Genomic DNA, 15300 nt, shown 5'->3' with positions numbered 1-15300 from the left:
ATTTATAGATGATTTATAAATTGTTTGTTCCTTTTTTTATAAGGTCTAATTATTAACCGTGCTTCTCTATCAAAGCGAATATAATTATATACCCAATTTACAAACACTACAACTCTATTTCTAAATCCGATTAAAAAAAATAGGTGTACAAACATCCAAACGAACCAGGCAAAGACACCTTGAAATCTTATATTTTTTAAATCTACAACAGCCTTGTTTCTACCAATTGTTGCCATTGAACCCTTATCTTTATATTCAAAAGGCTTCAATGGTTCGTTTTCAAGCAACCTAACTAAATTATCACCTAACTGTTGTCCTTGCTGAATAGCTGGTTGAGCCATCATTGGGTAACCTCTTGGGAATTCTTCGCTTTCCATACATGCCACATCTCCAACGGCAAAAATATTGTCTATACCTTTAACTTGAGAGAATTCATTTACAATAATTCGGTTTCCTTTGGCCAAGAACTCTTTAGCTTCTACACCTTTTATAGTTGCTCCTTTTACTCCAGCCGCCCAAACCAAAGTAGCTGTTTCGAAAGTGATTTCTTTATCTGTAGTTGCAGTTTTACCATCATAACCAGTGACACACACATTTTTCCACACATTAACACCCAATTTCTCCAAAAATCCTTCTGCTTTTTCAGATGCCTGAATGGTCATTTCTTTTAAAACCCTATCTCCAGATTGCACCAAATTAATTTGAGCCATACGTGTATCTAGATCAGGGTAATCTTTTGGCAAAATACCTTTTTTAATTTCTGCTAATGCTCCCGCAAGCTCAACTCCTGTTGGTCCTGCTCCGACGATAACAAAATTCATTAGGGCTAAACGCTCATTTAAATCAGAGGTTAGAAGTGCTTCTTCAAAATTTTCTAGAATTAAACTTCTTAAATTCAGTGATTGGGGAATAGTTTTCATAACCATACTATTCTCTTCAATAGTCTTATTGCCAAAAAAGTTAGTTTCCGATCCTGTTGCCAGCACCAAATAATCATACTTTATTTTGCCAATATTGGTTATTAATTTTCGCTTTTCTGTATTAATTTCCAATACATTAGCTAACCGAAAAGAACAATTGGAAAAATCTTTTAAAATTTTCCTTATAGGATAGGCAATTGAGTCTGGCTCAAGTCCTCCAGTAGAGACTTGATAAAGTAAGGGTTGAAATGTATGATAATTATGTTTATCTAATAGAACAACTTGAACATCGTGTTTAGATAATTTTTTTGCTAAAGAAATTCCAGCAAACCCTCCACCTATAATTACAACACGTGGACAACTTAATCGAGGTATATTCATAAACGATTACTTTCAGTACAAAGGTAGCTAAAAGATATATTTTTTTGTTGCCAAAATACATATTTCAAATAAGGTTTCGTAAATTCGTAGCTTCAAAATAAGATTAAAGAATTCACTATGAGTAAATACGATATTATTGTTCTTGGAAGTGGTCCTGGAGGCTATGTAACAGCAATTAGAGCATCACAATTAGGTTTTAAAACAGCTGTAGTAGAAAAAGAAAGTCTTGGTGGTGTTTGTTTAAATTGGGGTTGTATTCCAACTAAAGCTTTATTAAAGTCTGCACAAGTTTTTGAATATTTGAAACATGCAGAAGATTACGGCTTGTCTGTAAAAGAAGCCGATAAAGATTTTGATGCAGTAATAAAACGAAGTCGTGGTGTTGCTGAAGGCATGAGTAAAGGTGTTCAGTTTTTAATGAAAAAAAATAAAATCGATGTTATTGAAGGTTTTGGAAAGCTAAAACCTGGAAAAAAAATAGACGTTGATGGCAAAGAATATTCAGCAGACCACATTATCATTGCAACAGGTGCTCGATCGCGTGAATTACCGAGTTTGCCTCAAGATGGTAAAAAAGTCATAGGTTATAGAGAAGCTATGAGTTTATCTGAACAACCTAAGAAAATGATTGTTGTAGGTTCTGGTGCCATTGGTGTTGAGTTTGCTTATTTCTATAATTCTATTGGAACTGAAGTTACCATTGTTGAATTTTTACCAAATGTTGTTCCTGTTGAAGACGAAGAAGTTTCAAAACAGTTAGAGCGTTCTTTTAAAAAGAGTGGTATTAATATTATGACATCTTCTGAAGTTACGAGTGTTGACACTTCTGGAAAAGGTGTTAAGGCTACTGTAAAAACATCTAAAGGAGAAGAGGTGCTTGAAGCTGATGTTATTCTTTCTGCTGTTGGAATAAAAACGAATATTGAAAATATTGGATTAGAAGATGTTGGCATTGCTGTAGATAGAGATAAAATTTTGGTCAATGATTATTATCAAACTAACATTCCTGGTTATTATGCTATTGGAGATGTAACGCCTGGTCAGGCTTTAGCACATGTTGCATCTGCTGAAGGCATCCTTTGTGTTGAAAAAATTCAAGGCATGCATGTTGAGCCTATTGATTATGGTAACATACCAGGTTGTACTTATTGCACTCCAGAAATTGCTAGTGTTGGTCTAACTGAAAAGCAAGCTAAAGAAAAAGGTTTCGATATTAAAGTTGGTAAATTTCCATTTTCGGCATCTGGTAAGGCAAGTGCTGGTGGACATAAAGACGGATTTGTAAAAGTAATCTTTGATGCAAAATATGGTGAATGGCTTGGATGCCATATGATTGGTACAGGTGTTACTGATATGATTGCTGAAGCTGTTTTAGGTAGAAAGTTAGAAACAACTGGTCATGAGGTTTTAAAAACCGTGCATCCTCATCCTACTATGAGTGAGGCAGTTATGGAAGCAGTTGCAGATGCTTATGACGAAGTAATTCACCTTTAATTTAAAATATAAAGAGTAAAAGCCGATTCAGAAATGGGTCGTCTTTTTTAATGCAAAAAACTTTGTATAGCGAGTTCATAGCTTTGCAAACCAAAACCTACTATAATACCTTTTGCGTTTGGTGAGATATAAGACACATGCCTAAAATCTTCTCGGTCAAAAGTATTTGAAATATGGACTTCAACAACTGGTGTTCCTATAGCTTTTAATGCATCACCAATACCTACAGAAGTATGTGTATAAGCAGCTGCATTAAGAATAATACCTTCATATGAAAAACCTACCTCATGCAATTTATCAATAATTTCACCCTCAATATTAGATTGATAGTAATCAATATCAACATTTGAATATTTATTTTTTATCTCATCTAAAAATTCAGTAAAGGTTAAACTACCATAAATAGCAGGTTCTCGCTTGCCTAACAAATTTAGATTTGGACCATTAATGATGATGAGTTTTTTCATAAGGTAAATGTATTAAAAATATAGGCATAAAAAAAAGAGGCAAATTGCCTCTTTTTTAGATATTTAAACTTTTACAATGCAAACTCAAGCCCTAATGTAATTACATCCAAAGAGCCTCCATCCAGACTAACTCCACGATAAGCAGCGACAAGATCTAAAGATTCACTCAAAGCATATTGCATTCTTGGAGCATAATAAAAACCTCCATCATTCCCACTGGGACTAATACCAATTGAATATCCCAAATCAGCACCTAATACAAATTTTTCTGATACATTATATCTTGCTGCTCCTGAAATTGGTATAAATGAAGCATCATCAATATCGATACTTATTCCTGGTGAAAGATTTACAGATTCACCAAAATTATGTGAGTAGCCAGTTGCTATACCAGCTCCAAAATCTTCTGAAACTTCCCATATAAAATTAACATCCAAAGTTATATTAAAAGAATAGCCATCAGATGCGTCTCCAATAGGCAACCCTACATTAGCTCCAACTTTAAAGCCTTGAGCTTGAGCTGTCATAAATGAAAGCAAAAATAATACAATGATTAAGCTTAATTTTTTGATGTGTTATAATTTTAGTTGATTAAAGTATCTAAAATTATAGATTAAAAAGTTTCATTTTGAAGACATATAATTATTTATTAACCAAATAGTTAACAATAATTAAAATTTAAAACCAACATAAAACTGAAACACACCATTGTGGTTTTTAAAACTTTCTGAACCAGAAAAATCGTTGATATCAGCAAAGCCCAAATTATATCTGGCACCTAAAACATAGCCACTATCAAAATCGTAGCTTATCCCAAAACTAGCACCATAATCAATATTCTTAATATCATCTTTAATGTCATCAACTCCAGAGTCTCCAGAAGATTCATAATCATCTTTTGCAGAGATTAAAATACCCGCTTGTGGTCCAGCCTCAATAGCGAAATTTTCGCCTAAATTAAATTTTGCCATCACAGGAACATTAATATAGTCTAGTTTAAATGTACCATCGTAACCATCACTTTCAGAATACTTTGCACCTTGTTGTGAGTATAATAATTCGGGTTGTATCGCTACAACCTCATCAAAACAGAATTCGGCAAAACCACCAAACTGAAACCCAATTCTTGGATCCAAATTATCTGTATCATCACCTCTAATTGTTGAAGCATTCAATCCAGCTTTCAGTCCATAACTATGACAACCGCAACTTGTTAAAATGAAAAATGGTAGAAGAAGTAGAAATAAAACTATTTTTCTCATAACATATTAGTATTAAGTAGGTTAATAAGATTAAAAGTAATATTAAATAAGGTAAAAACCAAAAATTAATAGGATAAAGCTTTTGGTTTCCTTAAAATCACTACTATTATAGAACTTTAAACGATTTATTATATTTTTACTTAAATGAAATGGCAACAAGCACTTAAAGACTATCAATTATTTTTAAAAATAGAGCGTGGCCTATCTCAAAATACTATTAATAATTATGCTTTGGATGTATTTAAACTTATAAATTATCTCGAGTCCAAATCCATTTCAAAATCTCCAATTACCATTACTTCAGAAATTATTCAGCAATTCGTTTATGAACTTTCTAAAGAAGTAAATACAAGATCTCAATCCCGTATTATTTCAGGGTTGAAAAGTTTCTTTAATTATTTAGTTTTTGAGGATTATATAAATACTAATCCTTTAGATCTCATTGAATCTCCAAAAATTGGAAGAAAGCTGCCTGACACATTAAGCGAAGAAGAAATTAATAATTTAATTGGAGCAATTGATTTAAGCAAACCTGAAGGAGAACGCAATCGTGCCATACTTGAAACGTTATATGGTTGTGGTCTTCGTGTTAGTGAATTAATCAACTTACAAATTTCAGATTTGTTCTTTGACGAAGGCTTCATTAAAGTTACAGGTAAAGGCGATAAGCAACGCTTTGTTCCTATTGTAGGCACAACTCAGAAGTTTATAAACATTTATAAAAACCAGATTAGACATCATCTTACAATACAAAAAGGACATGAAGATTTTTTGTTTTTAAACCGAAGAGGAAAGCAATTGACTAGAGCCATGATTTTTACAATTATAAAACAGCTTGCTGAAAAAGTTGGTTTAAAAAAGAATATTTCACCGCATACTTTTAGACATTCTTTTGCCACACATCTACTTCAAAACAATGCTGACTTACGTTCTATACAATTGATGCTAGGACATGAAAGCATAACAACAACCGAAATTTATGTACACATGGACAAAAGCCATTTAACCGAAGTAGTAAATAAGTTTCATCCCAGAAGGTAAAAAAGTATCCCATAAAATTTATCGGATGCTTAATTTTTATAAGTTTTTAAATCTTATTTAGCAATATTTATTGCTCTTGTTTCTCTAATTACAGTAATTTTTACCTGTCCTGGATAAGTCATATCTGTTTGAATTTTTTGAGAAATGTTAAACGATAAATCTGCAGCGGTTTGGTCATCTACTTTTTCGCTTTCTACAATAACTCTTAATTCACGACCTGCCTGAATTGCATACGCCTTTTTAACACCATTAAAGCCAAATGCTATATCTTCCATATCCTTTAGTCTTTGAATGTAACTATCTAATACTTGGCGCCTTGCTCCTGGCCTTGCCCCTGAAATAGCATCACAAACTTGAATAATTGGAGATAATAAAAATTTCATTTCTATTTCGTCATGATGTGCTCCAATTGCATTACAAACCTCTTCTTTTTCGTTAAACTTTTCAGCCCATTGCATTCCTAAAATAGCATGCGGTGTTTCCATATCTGTTTCGGCATCTGGTACTTTCCCTATATCATGAAGTAAGCCTGCACGCTTTGCCAATTTAGGGTTCAAGCCTAATTCTGCAGCCATAACACCACATAGTTTAGCTACTTCTCTCGAATGTTGTAAAAGATTTTGGCCATAAGAAGAACGATACTTCATTCTTCCAACCATTTTTATGAGTTCTGGATGTAAATTATGAATACCTAAATCAATAATGGTACGCTTACCAACTTCAATGATTTCTTGATCAATTTGTTTTTTCGTTTTCTTTACAATTTCCTCAATACGCGCTGGGTGAATTCTACCATCAGTTACTAATTTATGTAAAGAAAGCCTTGCTATTTCGCGACGAACAGAATCAAAGCAGGAAAGAATAATGGCTTCAGGAGTGTCGTCAACAATAATTTCTACTCCAGTGGCAGCTTCTATAGCTCTGATATTTCTTCCTTCTCTACCAATAATTCTACCTTTAACATCATCAGATTCTATGTTGAAAACAGACACACAATTATCAATGGCTTCTTCAGTACCAACGCGCTGAATGGTGTTAATGATTATTTTTTTAGCTTCTTGCTCAACAGTAAGCTTCGCCTCTTCTAGTGAGCTTTGAATGTAAGCCATAGCTTCATTTTTAGCTTCTCCTTTTAAAGATTCTACCAATTGTGCTTTGGCTTCCTCTGCCGAAAGACTCGATATGACTTCAAGCTGCTGCACTTGACTTTTATGTAATTTATCAAGTTCATCTTGCTTTTTATTAAGCACATCTAATCTGTGATTGTAGTCTTTGATTTTACTTTCAGCAATGTCATTATTCTTTTTATGTTTAGCTAACTCGCTAGAAACTTGCGATTCTTTATCACGTATTCTTTTTTCGGCTTCAGCCATTTTTCTATCGCGGGCCAAGATAACTTTTTCATGTTCTGCCTTTAACTCAATAAACTTTTCTTTGGCTTGAAGTATTTTATCTTTTTTTATAGATTCTCCTTCAATATTGGCTTCTTTTATTATTGATACTGCATTTTTCTTTGCAGCTTTAATAAGTTTAGAAGCATTATTTTTTTCAATTACTTTGGCAATTATATATCCTATAATTACTCCTATAATTATTCCTCCTACGCTTAATATAATTGGGTCATTCATGTTTAATAGTTAGTTTATATATAAAAAAAAGCCTACACCAGTATAAAATTTTGTATAAACTCCTTAAAAACAAGTTTAGGGCTAACAAACTGATCAAGTATCTGTTCTAGACAGCTCGCTTTTACAGTTTAAACTCACCCTTTTTAAAGAATTAACGTTGAGTTTATCAAAAAAAATAACCAATGTAGGCAGTACCTTATGTATTTTAAAGAACGTTAAGAGTTAAGATAAGATTGTAATAATTCGTTAATATCATTGAGCTTTGTTTCTACATGCTCATTAACATTTTGCTTATCTATTGTTTTTTGTTCTACTTGAGATGCAAATTGTAATGCACACATGGCCAGTACATCTTGCTTATCTCTAACAGAATAACTTTGCTCAAATTGTTTAATCATAGCTTCAATGTTTTTAGCTGCTTTTCTTAATCCTTCTTCTTGACTTGCTTCAATAGTTAAAGGATAAACTCTATTAGCTATTGATAGCTTTATTTTAAGCTTTTCTGACATTGAATACTCTGTAACATTATTCAGAAAGTTGCGATATGCAATGATCTATATCTCTGATTAATGTGTTTATTTTAAGCTTTGTTTCTCTTTTATTATCGTCACTGCCCAATATTGCCTTCGCCATTTTGAGTGCTTCATATTTTTCTTCCCAAGATTCCATTTGCTTATCTTGTTCTTGAAGTTTCATTTCAGATTCTTGTAATGCCTCTTTTAGTTTAGTGTTAGCTTGCTTTAAGCTTTCTAGTTTGTGTAATACTTTACTAATTTTATTCTCAAGAGAATCAACAATATCTTCAATATTACTCATTTACGAAATTCAATACTTTCCTTACAAAGTTAACATACCTTGTTATAAATAACAATTGTTTTTACATAAATTTATTATTTACATGGACTATGTTAAACAATAATCTTATGTTTTTTACGCTTTTGGATATTACCAGCAAATTAATAAATTAGCAACAACAACTATTTTATGCGATTAATCCTATTCCTGTTTTTTTTAGCCCCTTTTTTGATAGGCGCACAAAATGTTTACCCTCAAGACTATTTTCAAAACCCTTTGGATGGTACTTTAGTGCTTGCTGGTACTTTTGCAGAATTAAGACCTAATCATTTTCATTCTGGTTTGGATATAAAAACCCAACAGCGCGTTGGGCTCAATGTTTATGTTTGTGCAGATGGTTATGTAAGCAGAATAAAGGTTTCGCATTTTGGGTATGGTAAAGCACTTTATGTTACACACCCAAATGGATACACAACAGTATATTGCCATTTACAAAAGTTTGCTCCAGAAATTGAAGCTTATGTAAAAAAGCAACAGTATGAAAAAGAGTCTTACGAGATTGAATTGTTTCCTAATATTCAAGATTTATTATTAGAAAAAGGAGAAGTTATAGCATATAGTGGGAATTCCGGTGGTTCTACGGCTCCTCATCTACATTTTGAAATAAGAGATAAGGCCGAAAGACCAATAAACCCTATGTTGTTTGGGATTGACATTCAAGACACAACTAGACCTGTTATTTCTTCTGCTTATGTTTATCCTGCAAACGATAGCTCTTATGTTAATAATTCCAGTCAAAAACAAAAACTCCGACTAATACCTTTAGCTAATGGTGATTATTCTATAGAAAATATTGAAGCTTATGGCAAAATTGGTTTTGGAATAGTTACTAATGACCGGCAAGATTTAGCTTCTAATAAAAATGGTGTTTCTAAAATACAATCGTTTTATAATGGTAATCAGAATTTTGAAATAGATTTTTCTGTATTTTCATTTTCAGAGACAAAACATTTAAATCGTTTAATTGACTATGCAGAATATAAAACGAATAAAAAACGTATACAAAAATTGTTTATAGAAGCAAATAACCCACTTTCGATGTACAAAAATGTTGAAAACAATGGTTTTATTACTGTAGAAGATAGTACCAATACGGTTTATAAAGTAAGAGTAAAGGATTATAAAAATAATGATGCATGGTTGACTGTGACAATTACAGGACTTAAAGATCAAGATGTAAAACCATATAAAAAATTGACAACACCTTACTATATATATCATGATCAGGCTATTACTTTACAGGAAGAAAATGTGACAGTTGAATTATTTAAAGACACTTTTTATGATAACTTCTATTTAGATTTTAATGTTCATAATGACACATTAACATTGGGTGAAGATGTTATTCCTTTAAAAAAATCTTTCGCTATTAATTATGACATTAGTAATTATGCTGAAGAAGACAAAAACAAACTATATATTGCAGAACTTGTGGGTTATTATAAGTATCCTTCTTACTCAAAGACGAAAAGAGAAGGTGACAAACTTTCAACATTGACCAAATATTTAGGCACTTATGCATTGACTTTAGATACAATTGCTCCAACCATCAGACCAATTAATTTTCAGACTAAAAAATGGTTAAGTAAGTATAGGTTTTTAAAAGTTAAAATTGATGACAAGCTTTCAGGCATTTCAAATTATAGAGCAACCGTTAACGGAAAATGGATTTTGATGGAGTACGATTACAAAACAAAAACATTAACTCACGACTTTAATGATGGCATCATCACAGATACAGAGAATAATTTAAAGATAATTGTTACTGATAATGTTGGAAATAATTCTACATTTGAAGCAGTGTTTTACAGAAAATAGATTTTTACGTTGAAGAATACATTTTTGTCTCTTGCCTTATTGCTTTTCATTTTACCATTTGTAGGTAATTCTCAAACAGCAACCTTAAAAGGTGTTATTCTTGATGAAAACAACAATCCAATTGAAGGAATTAATATCAAAGCTGACAATTCGGGAACACAAACGAATAGTAACGGTTTTTATTTATTAAAAATTCCTTCAAATCAGGATGTTACTGTAGAGTTTACACATCTATCACATAAAAAACTTACAGCAACATTCAATCTTAAAAATGGTGAAGAACTAGAATTCAATCCTGTTATGAATACATCTGTTGAGCAGATATCAACAGTTGTTATTTCAGGCAATAAACGTAAGGATGTTGAAGGCATAGTAACTCTTGAGCCTGCAACCATAAGAAAAATCCCAGGAGCTAATGCAGGTGTAGAAAATTTGTTGTTGACGCTTCCTGGCGTGAGCAATAACAACGAATTAAGCACACAATATTCCGTACGAGGTGGTAATTACGACGAAAACCTTGTTTATGTAAACGACATAGAAGTTTATAGGCCTTTTTTGGTGCGTTCTGGTCAGCAAGAAGGATTAAGTTTTGTAAATACGGATTTAGTACAGAATGTTGAGTTTTCGGCAGGCGGATTTCAAGCCAAATATGGAGATAAGTTATCTTCTGTTTTGGATATTACTTATAGAGTTCCTTATGAATTTAGTATTGATGCAGATTTGAGTTTACTTGGTGCAAGTGTAGCTGTTGATGCTATTAGCAAAGATTCTAAACTAACCGGTATTGTTGGTTTAAGATATAGGGATAATAGTTTATTGGTAAATGCCAAAGAAACCGAAACCAACTACGACCCAATATTTGCAGATGTACAAACTTACTTGACCTATAAGTTTACAGATAAGTTTCATTTAAGCTTTTTAGGTAATGCTTCAGTAAATAAATACAACTATGCACCGCAAACTCGTCAAACCAATTTCGGAACTTTAGAGAATCCTTTAGCACTATTGGTGTTTTACGAAGGTGAAGAGAAAGACAAATATCAAACTGTTTTTGGCGCTTTAAATGGTACTTATTTTGCTAATGATAATCTGACTTTAAAATTGATAGCTTCCACTTATCATACCACAGAAGAAGAATATTTTGATATTCTCGCACAATACAGACTTGGAGAAGTCAATTCCAGTATTGGTGATGAAGATTTGGGTGAAGTAGAATTTAGCGAAGGTATTGGTGGTCAGCTAAATCATGGAAGAAATGACCTAGATGCTTTGATTACCAATATACAACATAAAGGAAATTATATAGTTGATGACCATAATTTTGAATGGTCTGTAAAATATACTCATGAAGATATTCGAGACAGAATTGTAGAATGGGAAGTTATAGATTCTGCTGGATTCTCAATCAATCCACCAAATCTGGATTTTTTCAATGAGCAACCTTATCAACCCTACGAAGGTCCATTGGTCGCCTATCAAAATGTTAGAGCTACAAACAAAACTCAAATCGATAGGATTCAAGGTTATTTGCAATGGAGTAAACGCTCAATACTTGGCACAAGTGATGTTTGGTATAATGTTGGTTTAAGAGCTCACAATTGGAAGGTACAAGGAGATGGCATAGAAAGTACTTCACAAACTGTTTTTAGCCCTAGAGCGCAATTTGCAATCAAGCCAGTTTGGTTAACAGATATGTTGTTTAGAATAAGTGGTGGTTTGTATTACCAACCTCCATTTTACAAAGAACTTCGAGATTCATCAGGAACTGTAAATCCTGATGTCAAAGCTCAAAAATCATTTCATGTTGTATTAGGCAATGACTATAGTTTTAAAATGTGGGACAGACCATTTAAGCTCACTACTGAAGCCTATTATAAAAAGATGACAGATGTCAACCCATACACATTGGAGAATGTTAGGATTCGGTATCGTGCCGATAATAGTGCCACAGCCTATGCTTATGGTTTGGATATGCGGTTAAATGGTGAGTTTGTTCCTGGAACAGAATCTTGGTTTAGTTTCGGTTATTTAAAGACCGAAGAAAACATAGATAACAGAGGAGACATACCAAGACCAACAGACCAACGCTTAAAATTTGCTGCCTTGTTTCAGGATTATGTACCAAACATTCCTAAAATGAAAATGTATCTTAATTTGGTTTATAACACAGGTTTACCTGGTGGCTCTCCAAGCTATGCAGATCCTTACGAATATCAAAACAGATTGCCTGATTACAAACGGGCAGATTTAGGTTTACAATACGTTATTGTAGACGATAAAGATAATTTTAACAGTGGTTGGAAAAAACCGTTTAAATATCTGTCTTTGGGTTTCGAGATCTTTAATGTTTTTGATGTACAAAACTCCATTACCAATACTTGGGTAAGAGATGTGTATAGTAAACGCCAATATGCCATACCCAATTACTTAACACCTCGTGTATTCAATGTTAGGGCAACAATGAAGTTTTAGAAATTAAAGTACTACATTATTTAATAATTGATAACTGCAAACTTCATTTCTTTTAATATCTTGATGACAAATTCAAAAAATGTTACAGCCATTCATGTAACGAATTCATATTATAAAGAACTTATAATTGAAATAAAAACAAAAAATATATGAAAAAAGAGAACAAATTAGTTTTTGGAATAGCTATTGGAGTTGCCATTGGGAGTGCAATTGGAGTAGTGACAAACAAACTAGATTTGTGGCTTCCTTTAGGAATTGCAATAGGTGCTGGAATCGGATTTTCTTTAAATAAAAAAAATCAAAATAACGATAATCCAAAGTGAATTGTGGTTTTGTAAAGTCAAATTTTTCTCATGGAATTTTCTAATCCATTTAGTATCTTGTTTTGGCAATGAAAAGCCATAAAAAACTAGAAAATCCTATTTGGAATTCCCTTTCTGAAACTCATAAGCAGTATGCTTTAGATTTTGGAAACATAAAGTTTTATCATCCAGATTATTCTCCTTTTGGTGCTCTCCAGCATGACACAAATGATGTTGAAGCCATAACAGAATATTCAAAACTTTTAGGGAATTTTTTAATTGTTGGTCATAAACCGAAACTACCATCTAACGTTGTTTTGAAAAGTGAATTAATTGGTTTACAAATGATTCTTGAGCAAAACATTGAACTAAACATCAAGGAATCTATTCGCAAGTTGAATGAATCTCATTTACATGAAGTTATTCAATTAGTAAAATTGGTTTATCCAGAATATTTTAAAAAGAAAACCTTTTTTATGGGCAATTATTACGGCATTTTTATTAACCAAAAGCTTGTTGCAATTACTGGAGAACGTATGCAAATGGATGATTATATTGAGGTGAGTGCTGTTATTACTCATCCAGAACATACAGGAAAAGGTTATGCAAAACAGTTAATAAAACATACTGTAGATCACATTTTTAATCGGAATAAAATACCTATACTTCATGTTGCAGAGTCAAATGTTGGGCCTATAAATTTGTATAAAACTTTAGGTTTTATAACTAGACGTAAAATGAGTTTCTGGAATATTTCTAGAAACTTATGAATTATGCTGTTCTTATGATTTTTATCATATTCCATTAAATTCAATATCCTTAATTTCATTGCAATATAAATTGTGAAAACACAAACGCTTTATACAATGAAAACATATACTAAAAATTTACACTGGGTTAGATATATTTTAGGGCTATTTCTAATTGTTTACGCATTGAACAAATTTTTTCATTTTATTCCATCTACCTATGGTCAAATGACAGAAAGAGCACAAGATTTTCTTGATTCAACTGCTTTTTTATTGCCATATCTTTATATTTTTGAAATACTCTTGGGTGTTTTCCTTTTACTAAATAAATGGGTAGCATTTCTTTATATTGTTTTGTTTCCTTTAACTATTTCATTTCTTATTTTTACATTTTTTAATTACGATTTAGGTGATATGTGGCCTGCTCTTATTGTAGCTGTTTTAAATATCATTTTATTATTTTCAGAGAGAGAAAAATATAAGCCTTTGTTTAATTAATGTTAGTACTAAAACGAACAAATTCAGAACATCCAGATTTTATAAATCTTGTAAAATTGCTTGATGCTTATCTTTGTATTGTTGATGGTGAAGATCATGCGTTCTATTCGCAATATAATAAAATAGATCTTTTGAATCATGTTGTGGTTGCCTATTCAAATGACTTACCCGTAGGTTGTGGTTCTTTTAAACAGTTTAATAAAGAGACTGTTGAAATTAAGCGTATGTATGTAGTTCCGGATTTTAGAGAAAAAGGAGTCGCCAAAAAAATATTAACAGAATTAGAACTTTGGGCAAAAGAATTAAATACCAAAAAATGTGTACTTGAAACAGGTAAAAGACAAGTTGAAGCTGTTTCTTTCTACAAAAAAAATAAATATAGTTTAATTCCTAATTTCGGACCATACATTGATGTAGATAACAGCCTGTGTTTTGTGAAAGAGCTATAATTAGTTAACTTCGACTACAGCACTATTATTAGTATTAAAAACATAGGTAATCAACCACATAAGTGTAAAGGTTGGAATAAAGTCTAGTCCTGGTAAAAATTCTTCAATAAATGTAATAATTCCAGCAATTTTACCTTTGTTGCCTTTGTACATTTTTGTCATAATATAGGCAGATGTTGGTGCCCAGACCAGATCAATAAACGGAACAAAACCAATAGCATCAAACAATAAGCTTAATGCTAGTTTTTTGTTTTTAGACATATTGTCAAATTTCATAATAAATTGTTTTATAATATAATAACAAGAAATGTACCAAAATATTATGAAAATTTGTTGCTAATTAATTTTAGAAACTCGTTTCGCGTTTCTATCTTTTCAAATTGGCCTCTAAATCCAGAAGTGGTAGTTACAGAATTTTGCTTTTGCACACCTCTCATCATCATACACATGTGGGAAGCTTCAATCACTACAGCAACACCTTGAGGTCTTAATGTATCGTTTATACAATCTAAAATTTGTTCCGTTAATCGTTCCTGCACTTGAAGCCTACGAGCAAAAATATCAACAATTCTGGGAATTTTGCTCAAGCCTACAATATGCCCATTCGGTATATATGCAATATGTGCTTTGCCAAAAAATGGCAAAATATGGTGTTCACAAAGTGAATATAATTCAATGTCTTTAACAATAACCATCTCGTCATAAGACTCTTCAAACATGGCACTTTTTAGTATTTCTGCTGGATCTTGTTTATAGCCTTGGGTTAAAAATTGCATGGCTTTGGCAGCGCGTTCTGGAGTTTTCTTAAGTCCTTCACGCGATGAATCTTCTCCCAATTCAGAAATAAGACTTTTATATTGCTCTTTCGCATTATCACTAACTTTAATGTTATATTCTTCAAAAGGTCTGTTTGACATATTATTTAAATTTTAGAATTGTTAATGTAAGAAAATATTTAGTTAAA

At 32.0% G+C, this 15300-nt stretch carries 17 protein-coding genes and 1 other RNA gene; 8 read left to right on the top strand and 10 right to left on the bottom strand.

Going from position 1 to position 15300, the window contains the following annotated elements:
* Positions 1 to 2: 2 nt before the first annotated feature.
* On the bottom strand, positions 3 to 1301 hold the full coding sequence (locus tag AAFP94_RS14210; protein WP_316663439.1) for an NAD(P)/FAD-dependent oxidoreductase: 1299 nt from the start codon (positions 1299 to 1301) through the stop codon (positions 3 to 5).
* 117 nt (positions 1302 to 1418) lie between these two features.
* Between AAFP94_RS14210 and lpdA the strand changes: the two genes are divergently transcribed.
* The gene (gene lpdA / locus AAFP94_RS14205; protein WP_316663441.1) at positions 1419 to 2795 is read left to right on the top strand and encodes a dihydrolipoyl dehydrogenase; all 1377 of its coding nucleotides are present in this window, start codon (positions 1419 to 1421) and stop codon (positions 2793 to 2795) included.
* Positions 2796 to 2842: 47 nt separating this feature from the next.
* On the opposite strand, the gene aroQ is transcribed toward lpdA, so the two are convergent.
* The 3 genes from aroQ to AAFP94_RS14190 form a co-directional block, all read right to left on the bottom strand.
* Complete coding sequence (gene aroQ, locus AAFP94_RS14200) at positions 2843 to 3262, bottom strand: type II 3-dehydroquinate dehydratase (protein WP_316663444.1); 420 nt, start codon at positions 3260 to 3262, stop codon at positions 2843 to 2845.
* 71 nt (positions 3263 to 3333) lie between these two features.
* Positions 3334 to 3801: an outer membrane beta-barrel protein gene (locus AAFP94_RS14195; RefSeq protein ID WP_316663447.1), complete on the bottom strand. Its 468-nt coding sequence runs from the start codon at positions 3799 to 3801 to the stop codon at positions 3334 to 3336.
* Positions 3802 to 3933: 132 nt separating this feature from the next.
* On the bottom strand, positions 3934 to 4524 hold the full coding sequence (locus AAFP94_RS14190) for a porin family protein (RefSeq protein WP_316663449.1): 591 nt from the start codon (positions 4522 to 4524) through the stop codon (positions 3934 to 3936).
* Positions 4525 to 4668: 144 nt separating this feature from the next.
* Here AAFP94_RS14190 and xerD point away from each other — a divergent pair, with 144 nt between their 5' ends.
* Positions 4669 to 5565: a site-specific tyrosine recombinase XerD gene (gene xerD, locus AAFP94_RS14185; RefSeq protein ID WP_316663451.1), complete on the top strand. Its 897-nt coding sequence runs from the start codon at positions 4669 to 4671 to the stop codon at positions 5563 to 5565.
* A gap of 53 nt (positions 5566 to 5618) precedes the next feature.
* On the opposite strand, the gene rny is transcribed toward xerD, so the two are convergent.
* The 4 genes from rny to AAFP94_RS14165 all read right to left on the bottom strand — a co-directional run bounded on the left by rny (position 5619) and on the right by AAFP94_RS14165 (position 8009).
* A complete protein-coding gene (rny, locus tag AAFP94_RS14180; protein ID WP_316663453.1) occupies positions 5619 to 7193 on the bottom strand; it encodes a ribonuclease Y in 1575 nt (524 codons plus the stop codon).
* Positions 7194 to 7249: 56 nt separating this feature from the next.
* A non-coding RNA gene (ssrS, locus tag AAFP94_RS14175) (6S RNA) lies at positions 7250 to 7356 on the bottom strand.
* Between the two features lie 52 nt (positions 7357 to 7408).
* Positions 7409 to 7702, bottom strand: a complete 294-nt coding sequence (locus AAFP94_RS14170) for a cell division protein ZapA (RefSeq protein WP_316663455.1) — start codon at positions 7700 to 7702, stop codon at positions 7409 to 7411.
* 16 nt (positions 7703 to 7718) lie between these two features.
* Positions 7719 to 8009, bottom strand: coding sequence for a hypothetical protein (locus AAFP94_RS14165; protein WP_316663457.1), 291 nt, complete (start codon positions 8007 to 8009; stop codon positions 7719 to 7721).
* A 168-nt stretch (positions 8010 to 8177) separates the two neighbouring features.
* On the opposite strand from AAFP94_RS14165, the gene AAFP94_RS14160 reads away from it, so the two are divergent.
* The 6 genes from AAFP94_RS14160 (at position 8178) to AAFP94_RS14135 (ending at position 14336) form a co-directional block, all read left to right on the top strand.
* Positions 8178 to 9866 (top strand): M23 family metallopeptidase, encoded by a 1689-nt coding sequence (locus AAFP94_RS14160; RefSeq protein ID WP_316663459.1) that lies wholly within the window; start codon positions 8178 to 8180, stop codon positions 9864 to 9866.
* Between the two features lie 9 nt (positions 9867 to 9875).
* Positions 9876 to 12338 carry a carboxypeptidase-like regulatory domain-containing protein gene (locus AAFP94_RS14155; RefSeq protein WP_316663461.1) on the top strand — a complete coding sequence of 821 codons (2463 nt, stop codon included), beginning with the start codon at positions 9876 to 9878 and terminating at the stop codon, positions 12336 to 12338.
* Positions 12339 to 12487: 149 nt separating this feature from the next.
* Complete coding sequence (locus tag AAFP94_RS14150; RefSeq protein ID WP_316663463.1) at positions 12488 to 12661, top strand: hypothetical protein; 174 nt, start codon at positions 12488 to 12490, stop codon at positions 12659 to 12661.
* A 68-nt stretch (positions 12662 to 12729) separates the two neighbouring features.
* Positions 12730 to 13410, top strand: coding sequence for a GNAT family N-acetyltransferase (locus AAFP94_RS14145; RefSeq protein ID WP_316663466.1), 681 nt, complete (start codon positions 12730 to 12732; stop codon positions 13408 to 13410).
* A 96-nt stretch (positions 13411 to 13506) separates the two neighbouring features.
* Positions 13507 to 13887, top strand: a complete 381-nt coding sequence (locus tag AAFP94_RS14140) for a DoxX family membrane protein (protein ID WP_316663468.1) — start codon at positions 13507 to 13509, stop codon at positions 13885 to 13887.
* The gene (locus AAFP94_RS14135) at positions 13887 to 14336 is read left to right on the top strand and encodes a GNAT family N-acetyltransferase (RefSeq protein ID WP_316663471.1); all 450 of its coding nucleotides are present in this window, start codon (positions 13887 to 13889) and stop codon (positions 14334 to 14336) included. Before AAFP94_RS14140 ends, AAFP94_RS14135 begins: the two co-directional genes overlap by 1 nt.
* Here AAFP94_RS14135 and AAFP94_RS14130 read toward each other — a convergent pair whose 3' ends face one another.
* Together AAFP94_RS14130 and folE are read right to left on the bottom strand one after the other, a co-directional pair.
* Positions 14337 to 14612, bottom strand: coding sequence for a hypothetical protein (locus tag AAFP94_RS14130; protein ID WP_316663474.1), 276 nt, complete (start codon positions 14610 to 14612; stop codon positions 14337 to 14339). It abuts the gene before it with no gap.
* A gap of 44 nt (positions 14613 to 14656) precedes the next feature.
* Positions 14657 to 15253: a GTP cyclohydrolase I FolE gene (gene folE, locus AAFP94_RS14125; RefSeq protein WP_316663477.1), complete on the bottom strand. Its 597-nt coding sequence runs from the start codon at positions 15251 to 15253 to the stop codon at positions 14657 to 14659.
* Positions 15254 to 15300: the final 47 nt, after the last annotated feature.

It is taken from the genome of Gilvirhabdus luticola (assembly GCF_040117515.1).
GTDB lineage: Bacteria > Bacteroidota > Bacteroidia > Flavobacteriales > Flavobacteriaceae > Gilvirhabdus > Gilvirhabdus luticola.
The sequence above is the reverse complement of the archived record's forward strand: the minus strand, read 5'-3'. Positions and strand labels throughout refer to the sequence as shown.

Excerpts from the sequence above, each read along its gene's own strand:
- AAFP94_RS14210 (WP_316663439.1), bottom strand. The coding sequence starts at position 1,301 with ATGAATATACCTCGATTAAGTTGTCCACGTGTTGTAATTATAGGTGGA.
- lpdA (WP_316663441.1), top strand. The coding sequence starts at position 1,419 with ATGAGTAAATACGATATTATTGTTCTTGGAAGTGGTCCTGGAGGCTAT.
- aroQ (WP_316663444.1), bottom strand. The coding sequence starts at position 3,262 with ATGAAAAAACTCATCATCATTAATGGTCCAAATCTAAATTTGTTAGGC.
- AAFP94_RS14190 (WP_316663449.1), bottom strand. The coding sequence starts at position 4,524 with ATGAGAAAAATAGTTTTATTTCTACTTCTTCTACCATTTTTCATTTTA.
- xerD (WP_316663451.1), top strand. The coding sequence starts at position 4,669 with ATGAAATGGCAACAAGCACTTAAAGACTATCAATTATTTTTAAAAATA.
- rny (WP_316663453.1), bottom strand. The coding sequence starts at position 7,193 with ATGAATGACCCAATTATATTAAGCGTAGGAGGAATAATTATAGGAGTA.
- AAFP94_RS14170 (WP_316663455.1), bottom strand. The coding sequence starts at position 7,702 with ATGTCAGAAAAGCTTAAAATAAAGCTATCAATAGCTAATAGAGTTTAT.
- AAFP94_RS14165 (WP_316663457.1), bottom strand. The coding sequence starts at position 8,009 with ATGAGTAATATTGAAGATATTGTTGATTCTCTTGAGAATAAAATTAGT.
- AAFP94_RS14160 (WP_316663459.1), top strand. The coding sequence starts at position 8,178 with ATGCGATTAATCCTATTCCTGTTTTTTTTAGCCCCTTTTTTGATAGGC.
- AAFP94_RS14150 (WP_316663463.1), top strand. The coding sequence starts at position 12,488 with ATGAAAAAAGAGAACAAATTAGTTTTTGGAATAGCTATTGGAGTTGCC.
- AAFP94_RS14145 (WP_316663466.1), top strand. The coding sequence starts at position 12,730 with ATGAAAAGCCATAAAAAACTAGAAAATCCTATTTGGAATTCCCTTTCT.
- AAFP94_RS14140 (WP_316663468.1), top strand. The coding sequence starts at position 13,507 with ATGAAAACATATACTAAAAATTTACACTGGGTTAGATATATTTTAGGG.
- AAFP94_RS14135 (WP_316663471.1), top strand. The coding sequence starts at position 13,887 with ATGTTAGTACTAAAACGAACAAATTCAGAACATCCAGATTTTATAAAT.
- AAFP94_RS14130 (WP_316663474.1), bottom strand. The coding sequence starts at position 14,612 with ATGAAATTTGACAATATGTCTAAAAACAAAAAACTAGCATTAAGCTTA.
- folE (WP_316663477.1), bottom strand. The coding sequence starts at position 15,253 with ATGTCAAACAGACCTTTTGAAGAATATAACATTAAAGTTAGTGATAAT.